The organism is Paenibacillus auburnensis (assembly GCF_927798115.1).
GTDB lineage: Bacteria > Bacillota > Bacilli > Paenibacillales > Paenibacillaceae > Paenibacillus_AQ > Paenibacillus_AQ auburnensis.
This window is the reverse complement of record NZ_CAKMMG010000001.1, coordinates 983,202-1,002,412: the sequence shown is the minus strand read 5'-3', so window position 1 is coordinate 1,002,412 and position 19,211 is coordinate 983,202. Positions and strand designations below refer to the sequence as shown.

Here is a 19,211-nt window from a genome sequence, read left to right as displayed (position 1 = left end):
AGATTAATAGGAGGAGTAAGAGATGGGAACAGCGGCAGCGGTGCGGGAATCATTTCAAACCGAAAACCTGAGCATATTTTACGGAACATATGAAGCGGTAAAGGGGATCAGCCTTCCCTTTGCCCAGAATACAGTTACAGCGCTGATCGGGCCTTCGGGCTGCGGCAAATCGACATTCCTTCGTTCCTTAAACCGGATGAACGATGATATCTCCGGTTCGACAACGAAAGGGAGTATCTGGATTGACGGTGTAGACATCAATGCCTCCGGAACGGATGTTATCAAGCTGCGCCAAAAGATCGGAATGGTCTGGCAGAAGCCGAATCCTTTCTATAAATCCATTTATGACAACATCGCATTCGGCCCAAAATACCATGGAATTAAAGGTAAGGCCGCACTGGATGAGATTGTGGAGAGCAGCCTGCGCCGTGCAGCCCTGTGGGACGAGGTTAAAGACCGTCTGAAAGACTCGGCACTCGCCTTGTCGGGCGGACAGCAGCAGCGTCTCTGTATCGCCCGCGCATTGTCGGTTAATCCGCAGATCCTGCTGCTGGATGAGCCGGCTTCGGCACTTGATCCTGTATCTACAGGTAAAGTCGAAGAGCTGATCAAGGAACTGAAGGAAGAGCTTCGTATCGTCATCGTCACGCACAACATGCAGCAGGCAGCGCGCATCTCAGATTACACTGCATACTTTTATCTGGGTTCACTCGTCGAATATGACAAGACAGAAAAGGTATTCAGCAATCCGGAGAATCAAATGACACAGGAATACATTATGGGCCGTTTTGGCTGATTTACTTTACTGAATCATTCTCATTGATTTTAAGAAGCATCCCTCGGGATGCTTTTTTTACTTGGTGAATGCAATGTATAATGTACATTATGTCCGTTATAGTTTACAATCGGCAAATAAGGCGATCAATAAAGGAGGGGATCCGGTGAGTGAACTTAAGAACATGAAGCTGAAGCTGGCGCGGGTTCAGAAGGATCTCTCCCAGGAACAGCTCGCAGAAGCAGTGGGGGTTACGAGACAGACGATTGGTCTGATTGAAGCCGGCAAATACAATCCTACGATCCGTCTGTGCATTGCCATCTGCAAAGTCCTAGGAACGACGCTGGATGAACTTTTTTGGGAGGAGCAGGAAGGATGAAACGGAAAGCAATCAAGGATGAGCGAGTCACAGGAGAGGTTCACAAGCTGCGGTCTCACAGTTTCGGTATTCTATTTGTCGGGTTCATGATCAGTATTATTGTAAAAGCTTTTGTGCTGGAATGGGAGCTGAAGTATTGGCTGGACAGTTTCCTGATCGTTATGGTCGGTTGCTTATATTTTACGGTCAGAAGTATTAGAGCAGGTCTGTTCTTAATGCCGGACAAGCCTGGAGATGTAAAGCGTCTGAAGAAAAGAAATCTGATCAGCGGGGCAGCGGCAAGCATGTTCTGGGCTGTTTGGATGTTCGGCGATGACCTGATGGCAAAGGAGAAGCTAGATGTAACTAAAAGCGTAGCAAGCATTCTGGTGGGAGCTATAATCTTTTTCATCGGGTTTACCTGGCTTCAGTGGTTAATGATTAGACGCTCCAATAAACATGCGGAGGACAGGCTGGAATAATTCATGATCCCTCTTGCAAAACTAATGTCATTAGTTTATATTGTAACTAATGACATTAGTTTTGGGAGGGGTTATCATGAGAGTCACTCAAGCAGGGGATTTATTACAGTTAACTTGGATGCCGAATTTATTTCCCGTAAATTGTTATCTAGTTATAGAAGAACAAGAACTTACTGTAATCGATGCGGCGTTGCCGTTTAGTACTAAAGGGATTATTGCGGCTGCTGCCAAGCTGCAGAAGCCGATTACACGGATTGTCCTGACTCATGCCCATGGCGATCATGTGGGAGCCTTAGATGAGCTTAAGAGACAACTTCCTGAGGCCAAGGTCTACATCTCTGAGCGGGATGCTGCCTTGTTGAGAGGTGACCGTTCTTTACGTCCAGGTGAGCCTCAGACACCGATTAAAGGGTCGGTACCGAAAAAACTAAAAACCGTAGCGGATGTACTTTTGCATGAGGGAGATCTGGTTGGGTCACTGCAAGCTATCAGCACTCCAGGGCATACCCCGGGATCAATGTCCTTTCTAGATCAGCGCAGCGGCGCTCTGATTGCCGGAGATGCTTTCCAGACCTTCCGGAGGACGGCTGTTTCGGGTACAGTAGTGCCATTATTCCCTTTTCCGGCTATGGCTACCTGGAACAAGGAATTAGCTCTTGCGAGCGCTCAGAAGCTGCTGGGATCATCACCCACTATTCTCGCACCCGGTCATGGCAACCTGTTAAAAAACCCTCACGCAGCGATGCAGCAGGCCATTAATAAAGCGCAGCAATCACTGAGAAAGGCAGGAAATTGAATGTCACCCAGAGCAGGGCTAGATACGCATACACTGGTACTTGCAGCGGCGGAATTGGCTGATGAACAAGGCATTGCAGAAGTGACGCTGGCAGGACTTGCGGCCAAGCTGGGCGTACGCTCTCCATCGTTGTATAATCACGTTAATGGGCTTAAGGAGCTGCGCACACTGCTGGCTATCCACGGGCTGGAACAGCTCCAGACTGCTATGGAAGCCTCAATCGTAGGCATCAGTGGAGATGCAGCGGTTCATGCCATGAGTAGAGCTTATGTTGAGTTTGCCAGGCAGCATCCGGGTCTATATGAAACTACGCTACGGGCTCCGGAAGAGGGAAATACTTCACTTGAGGAGGCGGGCGGACAGATTTTGTCTTTAATCATCAATGTGCTTGCAGGGTATGAGCTTGGTGAAGAAGGCGGGCTGCATGCAGTCCGCGGGCTGAGGAGTATTCTGCACGGATTTGCTTCCCTCAAGAATCAGGGAGGATTCGGCATGCCGTTAGATTTGGAGGTTAGCTTAACCCGGCTGATCAAAACGTTTATTGCCGGAATCCGATGCATGCGATCCGGTGAAGAGAGTGGTAAAGAGTAATTCATATGAATATTAAACGCAGGGAGGAAACGTGATGAAGAGTGTGGAAGAGCAAGGCATTGTAATTACATTCGAAGAAATGGCGGAGGTTATTGCCAGACTGGGGATTCTGCCGCTGGCCCAGCTGATACCAGAGCATCCTTCGGTAAACGGACTGACCAAGGCAGAGAACTGGCATACCGGTTCGGAGCTTGACCCTTGGGCTTGGCGTGCCCGATTTCCGGGAGAAGGATTAGCCGGCTACGGCAAATTCATCCGAAAAAAAGCGATTCTGGTCTCGCGGGATTGGTTCCCTGCATTTGCTGCTGCAGTAGGGAGCATACAAGAGATTGAGGAGCGTTACAACAACGGCTTAGCCAGCAGAGAAGCTGTATTACTCCTGCAGATCATCCGGGACAACGAAGGAATTGAAACACGTGAGCTGCGTGCTCTTGCAGATATGAAGGCTAAAGAAAAGAAAACAGCGTTTGACAATGCTCTCACTGAGCTGCAAGGAACAGCGGATATTGTGATCTCCGGCGTGAAAGCCAGGCTTAATGCCGAAGGCGAGGCTAACGGCTGGAACAGCACGTCCTTTGAAACAGCGGGACACTGGATGGAGGTTAATAACCTATCTTCGTTTAAGGGTTCCCGCGAGGAAGCAGCAGCCTGGCTGCAATCAGCAATGGAGGATGTATGGACACCTGCAGCAATAGCCTGGATCCGTAAAGTTATGTCTTGGTAAATAATAAAACGGCCTATAGCTTCCTAAGGGAAGTTATGGGCCGTAAGCGCTTTCTAGAGTGATTATATAATTTAACATCCTTACAGCATTGGTGCCAGGTAGGCAATCAGGAAGTATAGGAAACCGAAGAGCAGCATGATGTAAGCTGTGTATTTGATGGCATTGGAGGCTACGATGCTTGCGTCCGTGGGAGGCTGAATCTTGGTCCGCTCTGTTTCTCTCGGCTCCAGGTTCTGGGACAATGATTCTTTCATAGGATTCCCTCCTAAATTTGATAAGGCTATGAGCTGGAAATACAAACCTTAATTGTATTGTGACATATTTGTGAATTAATTTCAACAATTATGTGAATATTATTTGAACAAAACTTCAAATTTGAGCAAAAAGCCCCCCGCTTTCTCATAAGAGAAGCGGGGGGCTTTAGTTTTTACATTAAAAAGGAAGGAGGTTAGATGCTTGAAGCCCAATTTCCTGCCCGGAAGATCGGTTCTGAGTTACCGTCATCCGTAATGCCGTCAATGTTCATCTCCGGCGATCCCATCATGAAATCGACATGGGTAAGACTTTGGTTCATTCCATGCCCGGCAAGCTGTTCCTTGGTCATAGCAATGCCGTCCTGCAGAGTGAAGGCATAAGCTGCACCAAGAGCCAGGTGACAGGAGGCATTCTCATCATACAGGGTAGTGTAATAGAGGATTCCGCTTTCCGAAATTGGAGAATGGAAGGGCACCAGTGCCACTTCTCCAAAGTAAGCAGATCCTTCATCCATCGCAAGCAGCGAAGCCAAGGCTTCTTGACCTGTTTCTGCTGAGAAATCTGTTACCTTGCCATTCTCTAATGTTAAGGTGAATTTGTCGATGATATTCCCGCCGTAGCTAAGCGGCTTCGTGCTGCTCACCTTGCCGCTGGCACCGGTCTTAAGCGGCGCCGTGAACACTTCCTCAGTCGGAATGTTGGCGAGGAAAGGAACTCCCCGTCCGTTTACAGCACCAGCCTGACACCAGATATGTCCTTCTGGCAGCTCAAGGGTCAGATCTGTGCCTGCTGCAGTGAAATGCAGCTTGCGGTATTTCCGCTCATTCAGGATGTCGCAGCGTTGTTTCAAGCCGGCCAAATGGTTGCTCCAGGCTTCCACAGGGTTCTCCTGATCGGCGCGGACAGCCTTAAAGATTGCATCCCAGAGCAGATCAACCTGTGTTTCTGGTGCTGCATCGGGGAATACTTTGGCCGCCCAGGTAGTGGAAGGGTAGGCAACAATGCTCCAGCTGACATGATTGGCCATCATCATTTCACGATACGGGGCCATGGCTGTACCGGCTGTACGCTGATTGTCGGCGATCCGGCTGGCCTCGATTCCATTGAGGAGATCCGGGTTGGCGGAAACAACGCTCAAGAAGGCTGCACCATTCCGGGCCAGGTCCTCGAGTTCATCCGCCTGCCATTTCGGCGGTTCAAGGAAGCTTTCGGACGGCGCGAGTTCGTAACGGGTTCGTGTAACGATTTCATCGCTATAATTAACCTTGACCAGCTTGGCTCCGGCTTCATAGGCTTGGCGCACGATAAGGCGCACTAATTCTGCAGAAACGATATCTGCATTGATCACCAGTGTCTGTCCGGGTTGAATATTGATTCCGATCTTAACCGCAAGCAGGGCGTAATTCTCCAGCTTTTGCTTGAAATCCAGCATTGGTTCAGCTCCTCCCATCTTTATCTGTAATTATTAAAATGCCCAGTTTCCTTTGAGGAAGACAGGTTCTTGTGTGCCGTCTGCGGAAATGCCGTAGATATCCATCTCAGGCGATCCGATCATAAAGTCAACGTGGGTAACGCTCGTGTTAAGACCATGTGCAGTCAGCTCGTCCTGAGTCATTTCTTTGCCGCCTTCCAGACAGAAAGCGTAAGCTGTGCCGATGGCCAGATGGTTGGAGGCATTCTCATCAAACAAGGTATTGAAATACAGGATGTTCGATTCGGAGATCGGGGATTTATGCGGTACGAGCGCAACTTCACCCAGGTATTTCGCACCTTCATCCAGGCCGATCAGATATTCCAGTGAATCCTGGCCTTGTTCGGCGCTTACACTGATGATGCGGCCGTTCTCAAAGGTAATAGAGAAGCCGTCAATAATATTACCGCCGTAGCTGAGCGGTTTGGTAGCTCTAACAGTACCGTTCACACCTGTCTTCAGCGGTGCAGTGAATACTTCTTCGGTTGGCATATTAGCGACGAAGGAATGGCCCTTGGCGTTGATGCTGTCACCCTGTGCCCACAGATGGCCTTCCGGAAGCTCGATAGTGAGGTCGGTACCGGGTGCTATGTAATGCAAGCTTTTATATTTCTTGGCGTTAAGGACATTGGCTTTCTGCTCCAGGGTGTCCAAATGCTCCTGCCAGGCGGCTACCGGGTCTTCACGGTCTAAACGCACGGTATGGAAAATGGCTTCCCACAGCTTATCCACGCGTTCTTCAGCCGGCACATCCGGAAATACTTTGTCAGCCCAGGGCTGAGAAGGGATAGCCACAATGCTCCAGCTGACTTTGTCGGACATCTGCAGCTCACGGTATCTCTGAAGTGCTGCACCGCGTGTCTTTTGGAAATTGGCGATACGTTCTGGATCAATGCCTGTGAGCGCATCGGGATTTTCTGCGATAACATTCAGGATGGCAGCGCCATTCTCGGCAAATTCGGTCATTTCCCCGGCATACCAGGTAGGTGCTTTTGTGAATACTTCCGGAGCGGCATGCTCAAATTGCTGGCGGGTGACGAATTCATCACTCCAGTTTACTTTGACCAGACTTGCTCCCTTGGCGTAGGCTTTAGCAGTAATCAGGCGCACAAACTCGGCTCCGGAAATCGGTGCATTCACTACCAGAGTCTGTCCCGGCTGGACATTAACTCCAATCTCAACAGCCAAATCCGCATACTTACTAAGCTTTGCTGCAAAATCGATCATTGGTTTTCCTCCATTTGGTATATTTTTAGTTCTAGATATGCATTGTATTAAATTATTAACCGCCGGATGAAAAAAGTCAATTGCGCAGTAAAGAGAGGAAATTGCCCATATATCAATGCTATACTGGGGATGTGAGATTGAACTGATGAAAGGTAGGAAAAAGCATGAACGTAGAAATTGTCAAAGCAGAGCTGAAACGCGAGGAAGACAAAAGCTTTGTCGGGAGAACCGTATTCACCATTGAGCAGCATAAGTTCCCGTATGAGATCACTTTTTTCAGCAAACGCGGCAGTGAATGGGACTACAGCCTAAGCTTCGCCGGCGAGCCGGGAAGTGAAGAGCAGTTCCTTGAAGTGGATACTCTGCTGGAGAATGACGATGATTTTTTTAATCAGCTGCTGGATGCCGCTTTGGACACCCAGGAGGACGAAGAAGAATAATAAGCAAAAAAAATGCGACCGCTTTGAGGAGGACAACAGTGCCTGCCTGCTAAGGGTCGCATTTTTATTCATTTATCCGATTGTAATGTTGCCTTCGGGGTACCGGTACAGCTCTTTATTTTTTTTGGGTTTAATCGCATAAGCTAGAGTAAGGGGGCCTGTTCGTCCAACGAACATCAGAATGATGATCAGAATTTTGCCGGCCGTCGTTAGCTCCGGTGTCAGCCCCATCGTAATACCTGAGGTACCGAAGGCGGACACAGCCTCAAACAGCACGGTCAGAAAGTCAGCACTCTCTGTAACCGATAGCAGCATGGTCGCGGTTACGACGAGAATCAGTGATAACAGGGTCATTGTAATCGCCCGATAGACATTGTCCTTGGATATCCGGTGGCGGAACACGACGATATCCTCCTTGCCCCGAATTCTGGCATATACAGTAACGACCAGCAGGGCAAAGGTGGTGATTTTGATTCCGCCGCCGGTAGATCCGGGAGCAGCCCCGATGAACATCAGCAGAATCATTAGAAACTGGGTGGATTCGCGCAGCAGCGGGATCTCAATCGTAGTGACGCCGCCGGAACGCGGGGTAATAGCCTGCAGGAAGGAGGCCATAATTTTGCCACCGGTATGCAGCGGTTTCAGCGTAGAATTCAGCTCCAGCCAGAAAAAGACCGCCGCACCGGTCACGATCAGAGCTGCCGAAGTAGACAGAACCACTTTGGAATGGAGGGTCAGCCGTTTGCGTTTCGGAAAGTCTACTACGTCTGACAATACGATAAAGCCAATGCCGCCGAGGAAGATCAGCAGCATGGAGGTAATATTCACAATCGGATCCTCCACATAACGGGTAAGGCCGCTGAATGGCCCATGGACGTCTCCGAAGAGATCGAAGCCGGCGTTGTTGAAGATAGAAACACTATGGAACAATCCGTAGTACAAGGCTTTGCCAACCGGCATATCTTTCAAAAATCTTGCAGCAAGCAAAATGGCTCCGCTGAGCTGAATGACTAGCGAGTAGATTAACACCCGGCGGATCAGCTTTACGATTCCCTGCATCGAATTCTGGTTCATCGATTCCTGGAGGAGCAGCCGTTCTTTCAATGAAATTCGTTTACTGAGCACCAGCGTAATCAAAGTCGCCATTGTTACGAAACCCAGACCCCCAAATTGGAACAGTACCAGTAACACAACTTGGCCGAATACGGTCAATTCGGTACCGGTATCAATAACAGCAAGTCCGGTAACACAGGTGGCTGAGGTTGCCATGAATAATGCATCAATGAATGAAATCCGGCCGCCAGTCGAAGCCGCAGGTAAAGATAATAGCAGTGTTCCGGCCGCGATCAGAAGGATAAATCCGAGCGATAATATTTTGGGCGGTGTCAGTCTCAAATGCGCGAGTGATAAATTAGCCAAAATTATTCTCCTGACGTTTATTTATAATTTGTCAAAATTATATCATAAGTAGTTGCCGCTTCACTAAAGAACGCAGGGAATTGGCAGATTTTATCGAATTAATAGGTAGTAAACCCTATTCTGTGACTCTAAGAGGAGGCTATACTCGCTGTGACAAGTCCGATTTTGAATCAGATTGGCGCCGTCTTCATCCCGGTCAGCGACATTGAAAGGTCAAAGAACTGGTACTGCAGCTTATTGGGACTTCCGCTGGATGGCGAGGTATTGTTCGGACATTTATATGTGGTGCCGATGCAGGGCCCTGGAATTGTTCTAGACAGTAAAATCTTCACTTCTGAATCCGTGCTCAAAGTACCTTCCTTTCATTTGAACACAGAGGATATTGATGCTGCTTATGATTATGTTAAAGCGAGCGGGGCAGAGATACTTACAGATATTGAGCATGATCACTGGTTCAATTTCAAAGACCCGGATGGGAATGTTCTGATGATTTGCCGCTGTTGAAGGTGACCTTAACAATTCATCTAATAACAAAGGAGAATGCGGTTTTGATGATCAGAGAAGCATTGCCGCAGGATGCCGCTGCGATTGAAGCCTTGTACCGTATTCTGCTTCCGGATCAACAGGAGGTCCATGTATCCCCTTTGAGAATCAGCCAGATTGCGGGCAATCCGGAGAGTTTTCTGTACGTGTATGATGTGGCGGGTGAGATTACGGGAACCTTGCACCTTCATCTATGCATGGATGCGTTAAGTGGCGATCGTCCCATCGCCGTAATTGAACGCGTAGTTACAGCGCCGCAGCTACGGGGGAAGGGCTATGGGACCGAACTGATGCGGTATGCGGAAGAAACGGCTGCATCCAGAGGTGCGCTTAAGATCATGCTTTCAAGCAACGCCAGAAGGGTAGAGGCTCACCATTTCTACACCCAGCTCGGTTATGACGGCAATGGGAGCCGGCTGTTTAAGAAATACATGAATGAGTAGTGTAAGGAAATTGGGGGACTGGCCATGATCGTAACACTGCGGAAGCTCGTTCCAGAGGACGCTGCCGGACTGTTAAATCTGCAGCATACTCTGGACAGGGAGTCTTCATTTATGCTGCTGGAGCCGGATGAACGTCAGACCGGACTGCAGCAGGTCAAAGAAATGATTGAAAGTTTTACCGCGTCTTCAACTTCGATATTGATCGGAGCAGAGGTGAATGGCGGGCTTGCAGGATACTTATCGGTCAGGGGCGGCAGCGTAAGGCGGAATAAACATAGTGCCTATATTGTTATTGGTATCTTGCAGCAGTATCAGGGTATGGGGATCGGCAGCGGATTATTTCAGGAGATGGAAGCTTGGGCACGCACTGTGGGTATTGTACGCCTCGAGCTTACTGTTATGACTCATAATGAGCGGGGTATCGCACTGTATAAGAAATGCGGATTCGAGATTGAAGGCATGAAGAGGAAATCTTTGAACATCGGCGGAGAATGGGTGGACGAGTATTATATGAGCAAGATTATTGCTTAACTGGAATTTCTGCCGCTATTTCTGTTTGAATTAACGGGAGAAATTCCATTTAACCGTTAATCGGATCCGTTCGGATATGGGCAAAACAAAGGCGCTCCTGTAAAGGGGCGCCTTTCTTCTATATAAGAGTTTATATGATTCACACTATAAATGATCCTTCAACTTTACATAGAGCCTGATTATTCCTGATGCTGCGACGAATCTGCCGTATTTTTCTGACCGATATGCACCTCAACCTTGCGGATACGGTTCTTATTCATTTCACGCACCGTCAGGGTAATATGCTCGTGGTCAATGCTTTTGCCGATTGCCGGCTCGTCCAAGTGGCTGTAGAGCCAGCCCCCGATAGTCGTTACCTCGTCATCATGCAAATCAATACCGGCCTTCTGTTTAATCTCTAGCAGTGAGACCTTGCCGTCGAACAGGTAATGGGTATCGCTGAGCTTCTCCACATTCCTTCTCTCATCACCGTCGAACTCATCACGAATCTCTCCGACAATCTCTTCCAGGATGTCTTCAATGGTAATCAGACCTGAGGTACCACCGTATTCATCCAGTAGCAGGGCAATGTGTACACGCTCCAGCTGCATGCGGGTCAGCAGGGTTTTGACCGGTGTAACCTCGGATACCGTCAACAGCGGCAGAATCAGCTTTTTGAAATCGAAATCAGGATCATTATCATATTGTAAATACAGCTGCTTCGTGTTGATCATGCCGATAATATTGTCTTTACTGCCATCAGCAACCGGGAAACGTGTGTATTGTTCCTTACGGATGATGTCAAAATTCTCCTTCAAGGAGTGGTTGGAGAATAGGCAGATCATATCAGTCCGCGGCACCATAATTTCCTTCGCCAGCATTTCGTCAAAATTAAAGATGCGGTTCACATAACCGTATTCTGCTTTGTTAATCTTTCCGTTCTCATAACTCTCAGAGAGGATCAGACGAATTTCTTCCTCGGAGTGTGCATCACCATGCTCACTGGCCGGCTTCATCCCGAACAGACGGACAAGCATATTGGCGGAGCCGTTCATAATCCAAATCAAAGGGTAAAGAATTTTGTAGAACCAAATAATCAGCGGTGAAGTAAATTGACCGATTTTTTCCGGAATGTTTATAGCTGCAGTCTTCGGAGCAAGCTCACCCACGACCACATGCAGGAAGGTAGCAATGATGAAGGCTAGTGCGAACGCAATAGGCTCACTGACGCTGTGGCTGATATTCGCCATATCGAACAGTGGCAGCAGAAGCTGCTCAAAAGCCGGTTCAGCAAGTGCCCCGATACCGAGTGCAGTGATGGTAATCCCAAGCTGACAAGCAGACAGGTAACCATCCAGGTTAGCGGAAACCCGCTGCACAGCAAGTGCATTCTTCTTGCCGTCGAGAACCATCTGGCTCACCTGGCTGCCTCTAAGCCGTACCACTGCAAATTCCGTAGCTACAAAAAAAGCGGTTAAGATAATCAAAATAGCCACCAACGTCAAACTAAGTCCTATACCCATAAAATCTTTACCATCCCTCTCGTCTTTAAAATAGGTTATACTCATATTATGAGTTCATATGAACTTATTGTACGAACTTTTAAACGAAAAATCAAATGGCGAAGGGGTGCCATCTATGGAAGCTTTTACTTTGAGCCGCAAAGAAATGTCAGGTCTGCTGCTATCCCTGACTGAAAATGGAGAACGGAAGCCGTTGTCTATACTGCAAGAAGCCTGGACAAAATTCCATCAGGAAGAGGTGCAGAAGGGATTATCCCTGCCTGCTTTTTTATCTACGGATATCCCTCCGATCCTGCAGAAAATTATAAAAGGTACCAGAGTCAGAGGCCTATCACTTGCAGATATTGCTGCCCTGGGACATCTGATTGAGTATTCCACATTATCTGTTACCGCTATGCAGAACTGGGTGAAACGCGATTTCAAAGAATATTTAGGATCACCGCGGGAAGGGAAGAAATATTCTGTGAATCAGGCCGCGCTTCTGTTTATAATAGACGACCTCAAAGCAGTGCTTGATTTCGAGAGCATCCGCCAGCTCTTCTGCATCCTGTTCCTGAAGCCCGAACGTGATGATGATGATCTGATTGAACCAGCGGAACTGTACTACGGGTATGCCGAGCTGTTTGAGGACCTCAAGACAAGTCCGGCTCTGCAGGCACAGGGGATCGCTGAACGGAGTGCCCATAAGGAATATTCCTGGAAAACGGACAGAACCATCATTGGATTTCTGGAGAAAAGAATGGACAGGCTTACGCATCTCACACGGTCGCAAAAGGACGCTGTACAGAACATGCTGATGATTGCGGCAATTTCCGTGCAGACCTGTTATTTTCAGTCACTGGCTAGGCAATACTTTAATGCTGCGTTATTCCTTGATTTTTAATCATTGCAAAATTAAAATGTGTAGGAGTAACAAATCGTTCCAGGTAGAATAGTCGGAGTTAGAAAGAGGTGCTTGAGGATGAATCAAATGACGCTGCTGCGCGATCCGAAGAGGCGCAAGCTGCTGCTGAGCGCTGGTTTAAGCTGGATGTTCGACGCCATGGATGTCGGGATGATCTCGTTTGTCGTAGCCGCGCTGGCCAAAGAGTGGGAGCTGGGTCCGGAGAAGATCGGACTCTTAACCAGTATAAATTCTCTAGGGATGGCAGCCGGTGCTGCGGCTGCGGGCATTCTGGCCGACCGTTTCGGCCGAAAATCGGTGCTGTTATGGACGCTGCTGATCTTCTCCCTGGCGAGCGGCTTATCAGCTTTTGCGGCAGGCTTTGCCATACTGTGTGTACTGCGGTTTATTGCCGGGTTCGGCCTGGGCGGAGAATTACCCGTTGCTTCAACGCTGGTATCCGAAAGTATGCCTGCTGCGGAAAGAGGAAGGGCTGTCGTCCTTCTGGAGAGCTTCTGGGCGGTGGGCTGGATCGCTGCGGCCTTAATCGCCTATTTCGTCATTCCGGATTACGGCTGGCGTGTAGCTTTTGCCATAGGGGCCGTTCCGGCGTTATACGCTCTTTATTTACGCCGTGCCATCGAGGATTCTCCGCGGTTTGCGGAAATGAAGAAAAAAGCACCGGTACCGCTGGGTAAGCGGATTGCTGCCGTCTGGTCGCCGGAATACCGCCGTTCGACGATTATGCTATGGATTCTTTGGTTCACGGTTGTCTTTTCTTACTATGGAATGTTCCTGTGGCTTCCTACGGTGATGGTGCTGAAAGGATTCAGCCTCGTCAAGAGCTTCGAATACGTGCTCATCATGACGCTCGCTCAGCTGCCTGGGTATTTCACAGCCGCGTATTTCATAGAGAAGTTCGGGCGTAAGTTTGTGCTTGTTATTTATTTACTGCTGACTGCTGGTAGTGCTGCCTGGTTCGGTAACGCGACGACAGAAGGCATGCTGATGGCTGCCGGGATCTGCCTATCATTCTTCAATCTCGGCGCATGGGGCGGTATGTATGCCTACACTCCTGAGCTGTATCCGACAGCCATCCGCTCCACAGGTGCGGGGCTGGCTACCTCCTTTGGCCGGATCGGCGGGATTCTGGCTCCGCTGCTGGTCGGTGTGCTCGTAGGAAAATCTGTCGGCATCAGCTCGATATTCATGCTGTTTTTCGTAACGATTGTCATTGGTGCATTTGCAGTGCTGCTGCTGGGGAAAGAGACTAAAGGGATCGAACTCGAATAGGTACACAAACTTGTCTATCTGCTACTTGAAGTCATTCCGGCAACAATGCTAATATGAATAGTGAATTGTACAAGAGGCTCGGATAATTCGCGAACAGAACGGTTCCTTCACACCATGTGAACAGGACCGTTTTTTCATAAGATCTGGATGAGATCGTGTCTGCCGTCAGTGAATTGGAGTGATGAAGATGACAAGTGAAAGGAACCAGCCGCATTTTACGGAACTGGTCTGGGAAAGTACGGAGCAGAACGTTCCTATCCCTCCGCGTAGTGAAGTGAAATCCGGGACAACCATCCCTACCGCCGCTAAACCCCAAAAAAGTTCAGAGGATGCGGTGCAGATTCAGCTCTGGGATATGGACGAGAAGCCTGAACCGGTGACGACAACAGAAAGCCAATTCGTAGCACGTGCCAGGGAATTGGCCGGAGAAAAGGGGCCAGCGGCGCTGTTTGTCCCCTTTAAGAGCTATTGGCCTACCTACGGGCATATGACCGGAGCACAGAGCAGATGGTATTTCTTTTGGCGGGATGAGGTGAGGCAGGGAAGGTATCCTAAGACGGATCTTTCCTATATCTTTCTGCATGTGTATGAGCTGATCAACGGGGTGGGCTGGACAGATCCGCAGGACGGTTACCGCCAGCTTGGCCAGATATGGGAAGCGTACAGGGATCAGTACAAACGGCTGGATCAATATCTCGGCGGCTGGATGGCCGACTTCGCTTTCGTCCATAAGCTGGAGGTTCCGCTGTCGGGCATCGTTGCCCGTTCCCGCGGACTTGCTGGTGATCTGGCAGAGATTGAATTAATGCGCTGCCTGACAGCTGCCCCGGAGCAGCTGACCTTCGAAGTCTTAACGGTGATGTCTGACTATGATATCAGCAAATCCAAGTTCTATTTAGGTGAGGGTAAAGAAGCTGCCGAACGATACATCCCTCTGGTTGTGGCTCTAATCGATGCTTATGTCGCCCGCAAGCACGGATCGAATCTGATAGAGATGTTTCCGCCGGGTCCGGTGGTAATGAGAGAGCGGTATTTGTTCCGCAGTGCAGTATATGACATCTCACTCTATGGCTATTCAGTGCTTGTACCTGTTGTAAGGATCAGCAAATCACCGCCGCTACGCAGCCTGATCACCCGCTTGTTCCGTCTGACCGAGAATAAGTTGCGGGAGCTGATGGGCTATCGCGGACGGCTGAAGGATATTAAGGTCGATGCGGACATGGACGAGCTGATCAGCAAGTATCTGCAGCGGGAGTTCCGCAAAGCTGAGCAGGAAGCGAAGGGGCCAGCAGTTATCATTGATCAGCGGAAGCTGGAGCAACTGCAGAACGATTCCGAGGTGGTTCGCACGCTGCTAACGGTGGAGGAATCAGCTGAGCCGGAAAATAACTATGAGAATGCTGAGCCGGAAATGATTGAACAGCAGACGGACATACCCGCTGAACAAGTTACTGGCGTAGAGCCGGATGAACCGGAGGCAGTGGCGGATATCATGGAAACTGTGATCGCGCAAACTGAAGCCGGGGAACATCCGGAATGGGAACAGTTTAATGCAGAGCTGACTCCACTGCAGCGTGAAGCGGTGCTAGCGCTGGCTGAAGAGGAAGGGCTCTACACGGTGAACAAATTAGCAGCTGCCGCAGGAACGATGCCGGAGCTGCTGTTTGATGAAATCAATGAGCTTGCAATGAACCTCCTCGGTGATTTGCTGGTCGATGGAGAACAAGTAGCTGAAGAATGGATTCCTATGCTGCACTATTTAATGAGGTGAATTCCGGAATGAATGAATTGAAAATACCAAAACGCATGACAACGGCGCTGGTTAACTCGTTGACCGCAGGGGTAGTGCCGCGAATCGGGCTGGAGCACATTGCAGTCGGCCGCCGGCCGGAAGTGGAAGCGATACTCCGAGATATGGACAATATTGCCGAAGGAGGCGCCGCCTTCAAGCTGATCACCGGTAAATTCGGCAGTGGCAAAAGCTTTCTGCTGCAGATTATCCGTAACTATGCGATGGACCGGGACTTTGTAGTCGCTGATGCCGATCTTTCGCCGGAACGCAGGCTGGTCGGAACCAAGGGGCAGGGCCTGGGAACCTACCGGGAGCTGATGAGCCACCTATCGACACGCACACGTCCTGATGGCGGTGCTCTGGAAATCATGCTGCAGAAATGGATTGTTACCCTCCAGCAGGCGGTGATGAAGGAGAACGGTTATTTGCCGGATTCCCCGCAGCTTGGGGAAGAGGTGGAGCAGCGGATCTATACCGTGGCTTCCGAGATGCGCGGATTGGTGCACGGCTTTGATTTTGCCAAGGTGCTGGCCGCGTATTGGAACGGGCATAAGCATGGAGAAGATGAGCTGAAGCAGGATGCGCTGCGCTGGCTGCGCGGCGAGTTCGCCACCCGAACAGAGGCGCGGAAGGCGCTGGGTGTAGGCGTGATTATCGACGATGACAACTGGTACGATTATATGAAGCTTTGGGCAGAATTCACCGGTGCGATCGGTTATAAGGGGCTGCTGCTGTTCATTGATGAAGGCGTGAATCTCTATAAGATCACGAACAGCATCTCCCGCCAGAGCAACTATGAGAAGCTGCTGACCATGTTCAATGACACCATGCAGGGTAAGGCCGAACGCCTCGGGATCTTCATCGGGGGCACCCCGCAATTCGTTGAGGACGGACGCCGCGGCCTGTTCAGCTACGAAGCACTTCGTTCCCGGCTTGTTGCCGGGCGGTACGGCGCAGCCGGACTGAACAACTTCACCGGCCCGATCATTGCGCTGGAGATGCTCTCGCATGAAGAGATACTGGTGCTGCTGCAGAAGCTGCGGGATATACATGCCCTGCATTACGGTTATGAGTCCAGGCTGACACAGGAACAGCTGGTGCATTTCATGGAGGAGGCTGTCGGCAGACTCGGCGCGGACGAGCTACTGACTCCGCGCGAAGTCGTGCGTGACTTCATGGACCTGCTGCATACGCTCAGCCAGCACCCGGAGGTTTCCTTCGAGAAGCTGGTTGGCGAACGGACATCCAAACCGGCTGCTGCAGAAGAGAATGAGCTGGACGGGCTGCTCGCGGAGTTTGACCTATGAGTGACAATCCGTTCTACAGGCTGGCTCCTTTCATTAAAGAATTCATCTATAAGAACCGCTGGGAGACACTGCGTGAGGCGCAGGTAGATGCCTGCCGCGTGCTGTTCGATACGCCGCATCATCTCCTGATTGCCTCCGGCACGGCTTCCGGCAAGACGGAGGCGGCTTTTTTTCCGGCGCTGACCGAGCTATACGAGCGCCCGTCCGGCTCCGTGGGAATCCTATATATTGCGCCGCTCAAAGCGCTGATTAATGATCAATTCACACGGTTAAATGATTTGCTGCGCGAAGGCAACATCCCGGTCTGGCACTGGCATGGCGACGTGCCGCAGGCGGATAAGACGAAGCTGATGCAGAAGCCTTCTGGCGTACTCCAGATTACCCCGGAGTCGCTGGAAGGTCTGCTCATGAACAGGCCGAACGCCATTCCGGCCTTGTTCCATGATCTGCGCTTCATCATTGTCGATGAAGTGCATGCGTTTATGGGCGCGGACCGTGGGATCCAGGTGCTCAGCCAGCTGGCGCGGATCTCGCGGATGGCCTGCTGCCATCCGCGCCGGATCGGTCTCTCCGCCACGCTCAGCGACTACGCCTCCGTGACGGAATGGCTGGCTGCCGGAACGCGGGAGAGCGTGGAGGTCTCGGCGCCGCAAGGGGGACGCAAGCTCCGCCTCAGCGTCGAGCATTTCTCGTTCCCTGATGCGCGGGACGAGGTGCAAGCCGAGCATCTGGAACGGGCGCGCCAGGCTTACTATGGGTTCATCTATGACCATACGCATCTGAAGAAGGCGCTGGTCTTCACTAACAGCCGCACCGATGCGGAGGAGACCATCCTGGAGATGCGGCGGATGGCCGCGAAGCGCGGCGAGCGGGATGTGTTCCATGTGCATCACGGGAGCATCTCCGCGATGCTGCGCGAAGAGACGGAAGCCGCGCTCCGGCAGGGTCCGGGTCCGGCAGTGGCCGCAGCGACGCTTACGCTGGAGCTGGGCATTGACCTTGGCGAGCTGGAGCGCGTGCTCCAGCTCGGGGCACCCTACAGCTGCGCGAGCTTCGTCCAGCGGCTGGGACGCTCCGGGCGGCGCGGCGATGCCGCCTCGGAGATGATCTTCGTCACGCCGGAGGAAGAGGACGAGGAAGCGCAGCTTCCGGCGCGGATGCCGTGGACGCTGCTGCGCGCGATCGCGGTTATCGAGCTCTACGTGCGCGAGAAATGGGTCGAGCCGCTGAACGTGCGACAGCTTCCGGTAGGGCTGCTGTATCATCAGACGATGAGCATTCTGAAGAGTATGGGCGAAGCCGAGCCGGAGGATCTGAAGGAGGCAGTCCTGAGCCTGCCTTCCTTCCGGGGAATTGATCCCGCTGACTATGATACGTTTATGGAATATATGATCGGCATGGGTCATATCGAAAAGATGGAGGAAGGCACGGTGCTGATTGGTCTGGCCGGGGAGAAGATCGTGAACAACTTCCGTTTCTATGCGGTGTTCAAGGACGATGAAGAACATGTGGTGTATAACGGCACCGAGGAAATCGGCTCAATTACGACGGTCCCGCCGCCCGGCTATTGCTTCACCCTCGCCGGCAAGCTGTGGAAGATTGAGGAGGTTGACACCCGGCACAAAGCGGTCTATGTCAAAAGCTCGCGCGGCAAGGTCGACACCTTATGGCTGGGTGCAGGCGGCGATGTGCATACCCGCATCATGGCCAAAATCCGCGAGGTGCTGGGATCAACGGCACTCTATCCGTATCTTGCACCAAGCGCCGCAGCAAGGCTTGAACGGGCACGCCGTCTGGCCAAGGAGAGCGGCCTGCTGACGCGCGAAGTGCTGCCCGCTGGCGGTGATTCCATGTTCATTCTGCCCTGGGCCGGAAGCCGGCAGTTCCGCACGCTGGAGCGCCTGCTGAAGAACAACCTCAAGGGCAGGCTAGGGCTGCGTTCCATCGTGCCGATGGAGCCGTATTATATGGTTGTGGCCGGGCGTACAGACGCCGAAACACTGGAGGAGGAGATCATTGCCGAGAGCACTGCGGCAACAGATCCGCTGTCTCTGCTCGGGCCTGATGAGGCGCCTTACCTCGGGAAGTATGATGAATTCATTCCCCATGATCTGCTGCGCAAAGCCTTTTCACTGGACGGACTGGATGTTCCCGGACTGCTGAGTGTCTTGAAGGAGTGGCAGCGGGGACAATAACAATACCATCGACTATTTTACTATTTCAGCTGAACTTACGATCTGTAGGCTGATTCAAACTTAACAATTTCACACATATAAATCACGGGGCAGAGGCGGTAGCTATAAAGGGATTGATCCCTATTGGCTGCCGCTTTTTGCTTTCCCCGTCCTCCGGAAGAAACGATAAACCGCCGTAGAACGG

General features: G+C 51.0%; 20 protein-coding genes. 15 read left to right on the top strand and 5 right to left on the bottom strand.

All coding sequences use genetic code 11. The features are described 5' to 3' along the window. The first annotated feature begins 22 nt into the window (after window positions 1–22). The 6 genes from pstB (at window position 23) to L6H70_RS04520 (ending at window position 3,726) form a co-directional block, all read left to right on the top strand. On the top strand, window positions 23–796 hold the full coding sequence (pstB, locus tag L6H70_RS04545) for a phosphate ABC transporter ATP-binding protein PstB (protein WP_236330186.1): 774 nt from the start codon (window positions 23–25) through the stop codon (window positions 794–796). A gap of 163 nt (window positions 797–959) precedes the next feature. Further along, a complete protein-coding gene (locus L6H70_RS04540) occupies window positions 960–1,154 on the top strand; it encodes a helix-turn-helix transcriptional regulator (RefSeq protein WP_236333122.1) in 195 nt (64 codons plus the stop codon). After that, window positions 1,151–1,615 (top strand): DUF6773 family protein, encoded by a 465-nt coding sequence (locus tag L6H70_RS04535; RefSeq protein ID WP_236330184.1) that lies wholly within the window; start codon window positions 1,151–1,153, stop codon window positions 1,613–1,615. Before L6H70_RS04540 ends, L6H70_RS04535 begins: the two co-directional genes overlap by 4 nt. Before the next feature lie 76 nt (window positions 1,616–1,691). Then, window positions 1,692–2,411: an MBL fold metallo-hydrolase gene (locus L6H70_RS04530; protein ID WP_236330182.1), complete on the top strand. Its 720-nt coding sequence runs from the start codon at window positions 1,692–1,694 to the stop codon at window positions 2,409–2,411. After that, window positions 2,412–3,002, top strand: a complete 591-nt coding sequence (locus L6H70_RS04525) for a TetR/AcrR family transcriptional regulator (protein WP_236330179.1) — start codon at window positions 2,412–2,414, stop codon at window positions 3,000–3,002. 34 nt (window positions 3,003–3,036) lie between these two features. Next, a complete protein-coding gene (locus L6H70_RS04520) occupies window positions 3,037–3,726 on the top strand; it encodes an AlkZ-related protein (RefSeq protein WP_236330177.1) in 690 nt (229 codons plus the stop codon). A gap of 80 nt (window positions 3,727–3,806) precedes the next feature. Here the strand turns inward: L6H70_RS04520 and L6H70_RS04515 are convergent, their stop codons facing one another. The 3 genes from L6H70_RS04515 to L6H70_RS04505 all read right to left on the bottom strand — a co-directional run bounded on the left by L6H70_RS04515 (window position 3,807) and on the right by L6H70_RS04505 (window position 6,679). Continuing rightward, on the bottom strand, window positions 3,807–3,980 hold the full coding sequence (locus tag L6H70_RS04515) for a hypothetical protein (RefSeq protein ID WP_206105357.1): 174 nt from the start codon (window positions 3,978–3,980) through the stop codon (window positions 3,807–3,809). Between the two features lie 194 nt (window positions 3,981–4,174). Then, on the bottom strand, window positions 4,175–5,413 hold the full coding sequence (locus L6H70_RS04510) for an aminopeptidase (protein WP_236330175.1): 1,239 nt from the start codon (window positions 5,411–5,413) through the stop codon (window positions 4,175–4,177). A gap of 33 nt (window positions 5,414–5,446) precedes the next feature. Continuing rightward, complete coding sequence (locus tag L6H70_RS04505) at window positions 5,447–6,679, bottom strand: aminopeptidase (protein WP_236330173.1); 1,233 nt, start codon at window positions 6,677–6,679, stop codon at window positions 5,447–5,449. Between the two features lie 164 nt (window positions 6,680–6,843). Here L6H70_RS04505 and L6H70_RS04500 point away from each other — a divergent pair, with 164 nt between their 5' ends. Continuing rightward, on the top strand, window positions 6,844–7,119 hold the full coding sequence (locus L6H70_RS04500) for a hypothetical protein (RefSeq protein ID WP_236330170.1): 276 nt from the start codon (window positions 6,844–6,846) through the stop codon (window positions 7,117–7,119). A gap of 72 nt (window positions 7,120–7,191) precedes the next feature. Here the strand turns inward: L6H70_RS04500 and L6H70_RS04495 are convergent, their stop codons facing one another. Beyond that, window positions 7,192–8,538 carry a TrkH family potassium uptake protein gene (locus L6H70_RS04495; RefSeq protein WP_236330168.1) on the bottom strand — a complete coding sequence of 449 codons (1,347 nt, stop codon included), beginning with the start codon at window positions 8,536–8,538 and terminating at the stop codon, window positions 7,192–7,194. Window positions 8,539–8,688: 150 nt separating this feature from the next. Between L6H70_RS04495 and L6H70_RS04490 the strand changes: the two genes are divergently transcribed. The 3 genes from L6H70_RS04490 to L6H70_RS04480 are packed head-to-tail and all read left to right on the top strand — an operon-like array spanning window position 8,689 to window position 10,055. Next, entirely contained in the window at window positions 8,689–9,042 is a 354-nt protein-coding gene (locus L6H70_RS04490; RefSeq protein ID WP_206100213.1) for a VOC family protein, read from the top strand. Window positions 9,043–9,089: 47 nt separating this feature from the next. Next, window positions 9,090–9,524: a GNAT family N-acetyltransferase gene (locus L6H70_RS04485; protein WP_236333120.1), complete on the top strand. Its 435-nt coding sequence runs from the start codon at window positions 9,090–9,092 to the stop codon at window positions 9,522–9,524. A 24-nt stretch (window positions 9,525–9,548) separates the two neighbouring features. Next, window positions 9,549–10,055 (top strand): GNAT family N-acetyltransferase, encoded by a 507-nt coding sequence (locus L6H70_RS04480; protein ID WP_236330167.1) that lies wholly within the window; start codon window positions 9,549–9,551, stop codon window positions 10,053–10,055. A 179-nt stretch (window positions 10,056–10,234) separates the two neighbouring features. On the opposite strand, the gene L6H70_RS04475 is transcribed toward L6H70_RS04480, so the two are convergent. Then, window positions 10,235–11,557, bottom strand: coding sequence for a hemolysin family protein (locus L6H70_RS04475; protein ID WP_236330164.1), 1,323 nt, complete (start codon window positions 11,555–11,557; stop codon window positions 10,235–10,237). Window positions 11,558–11,672: 115 nt separating this feature from the next. Between L6H70_RS04475 and L6H70_RS04470 the strand changes: the two genes are divergently transcribed. The 5 genes from L6H70_RS04470 to L6H70_RS04450 all read left to right on the top strand — a co-directional run bounded on the left by L6H70_RS04470 (window position 11,673) and on the right by L6H70_RS04450 (window position 19,027). Then, the gene (locus tag L6H70_RS04470) at window positions 11,673–12,440 is read left to right on the top strand and encodes a DUF1836 domain-containing protein (RefSeq protein WP_236330162.1); all 768 of its coding nucleotides are present in this window, start codon (window positions 11,673–11,675) and stop codon (window positions 12,438–12,440) included. A 78-nt stretch (window positions 12,441–12,518) separates the two neighbouring features. Then, window positions 12,519–13,733: an MFS transporter gene (locus L6H70_RS04465; protein WP_236330161.1), complete on the top strand. Its 1,215-nt coding sequence runs from the start codon at window positions 12,519–12,521 to the stop codon at window positions 13,731–13,733. Between the two features lie 187 nt (window positions 13,734–13,920). Further along, window positions 13,921–15,504, top strand: coding sequence for a TerB N-terminal domain-containing protein (locus L6H70_RS04460; RefSeq protein ID WP_236330160.1), 1,584 nt, complete (start codon window positions 13,921–13,923; stop codon window positions 15,502–15,504). Window positions 15,505–15,512: 8 nt separating this feature from the next. Further along, window positions 15,513–16,832, top strand: a complete 1,320-nt coding sequence (locus L6H70_RS04455; RefSeq protein ID WP_236330158.1) for an ATP-binding protein — start codon at window positions 15,513–15,515, stop codon at window positions 16,830–16,832. Continuing rightward, the gene (locus tag L6H70_RS04450; RefSeq protein WP_236330156.1) at window positions 16,829–19,027 is read left to right on the top strand and encodes a DEAD/DEAH box helicase; all 2,199 of its coding nucleotides are present in this window, start codon (window positions 16,829–16,831) and stop codon (window positions 19,025–19,027) included. The genes L6H70_RS04455 and L6H70_RS04450 overlap by 4 nt, the downstream gene beginning before the upstream one ends. The last annotated feature ends 184 nt before the right edge of the window (window positions 19,028–19,211 follow it).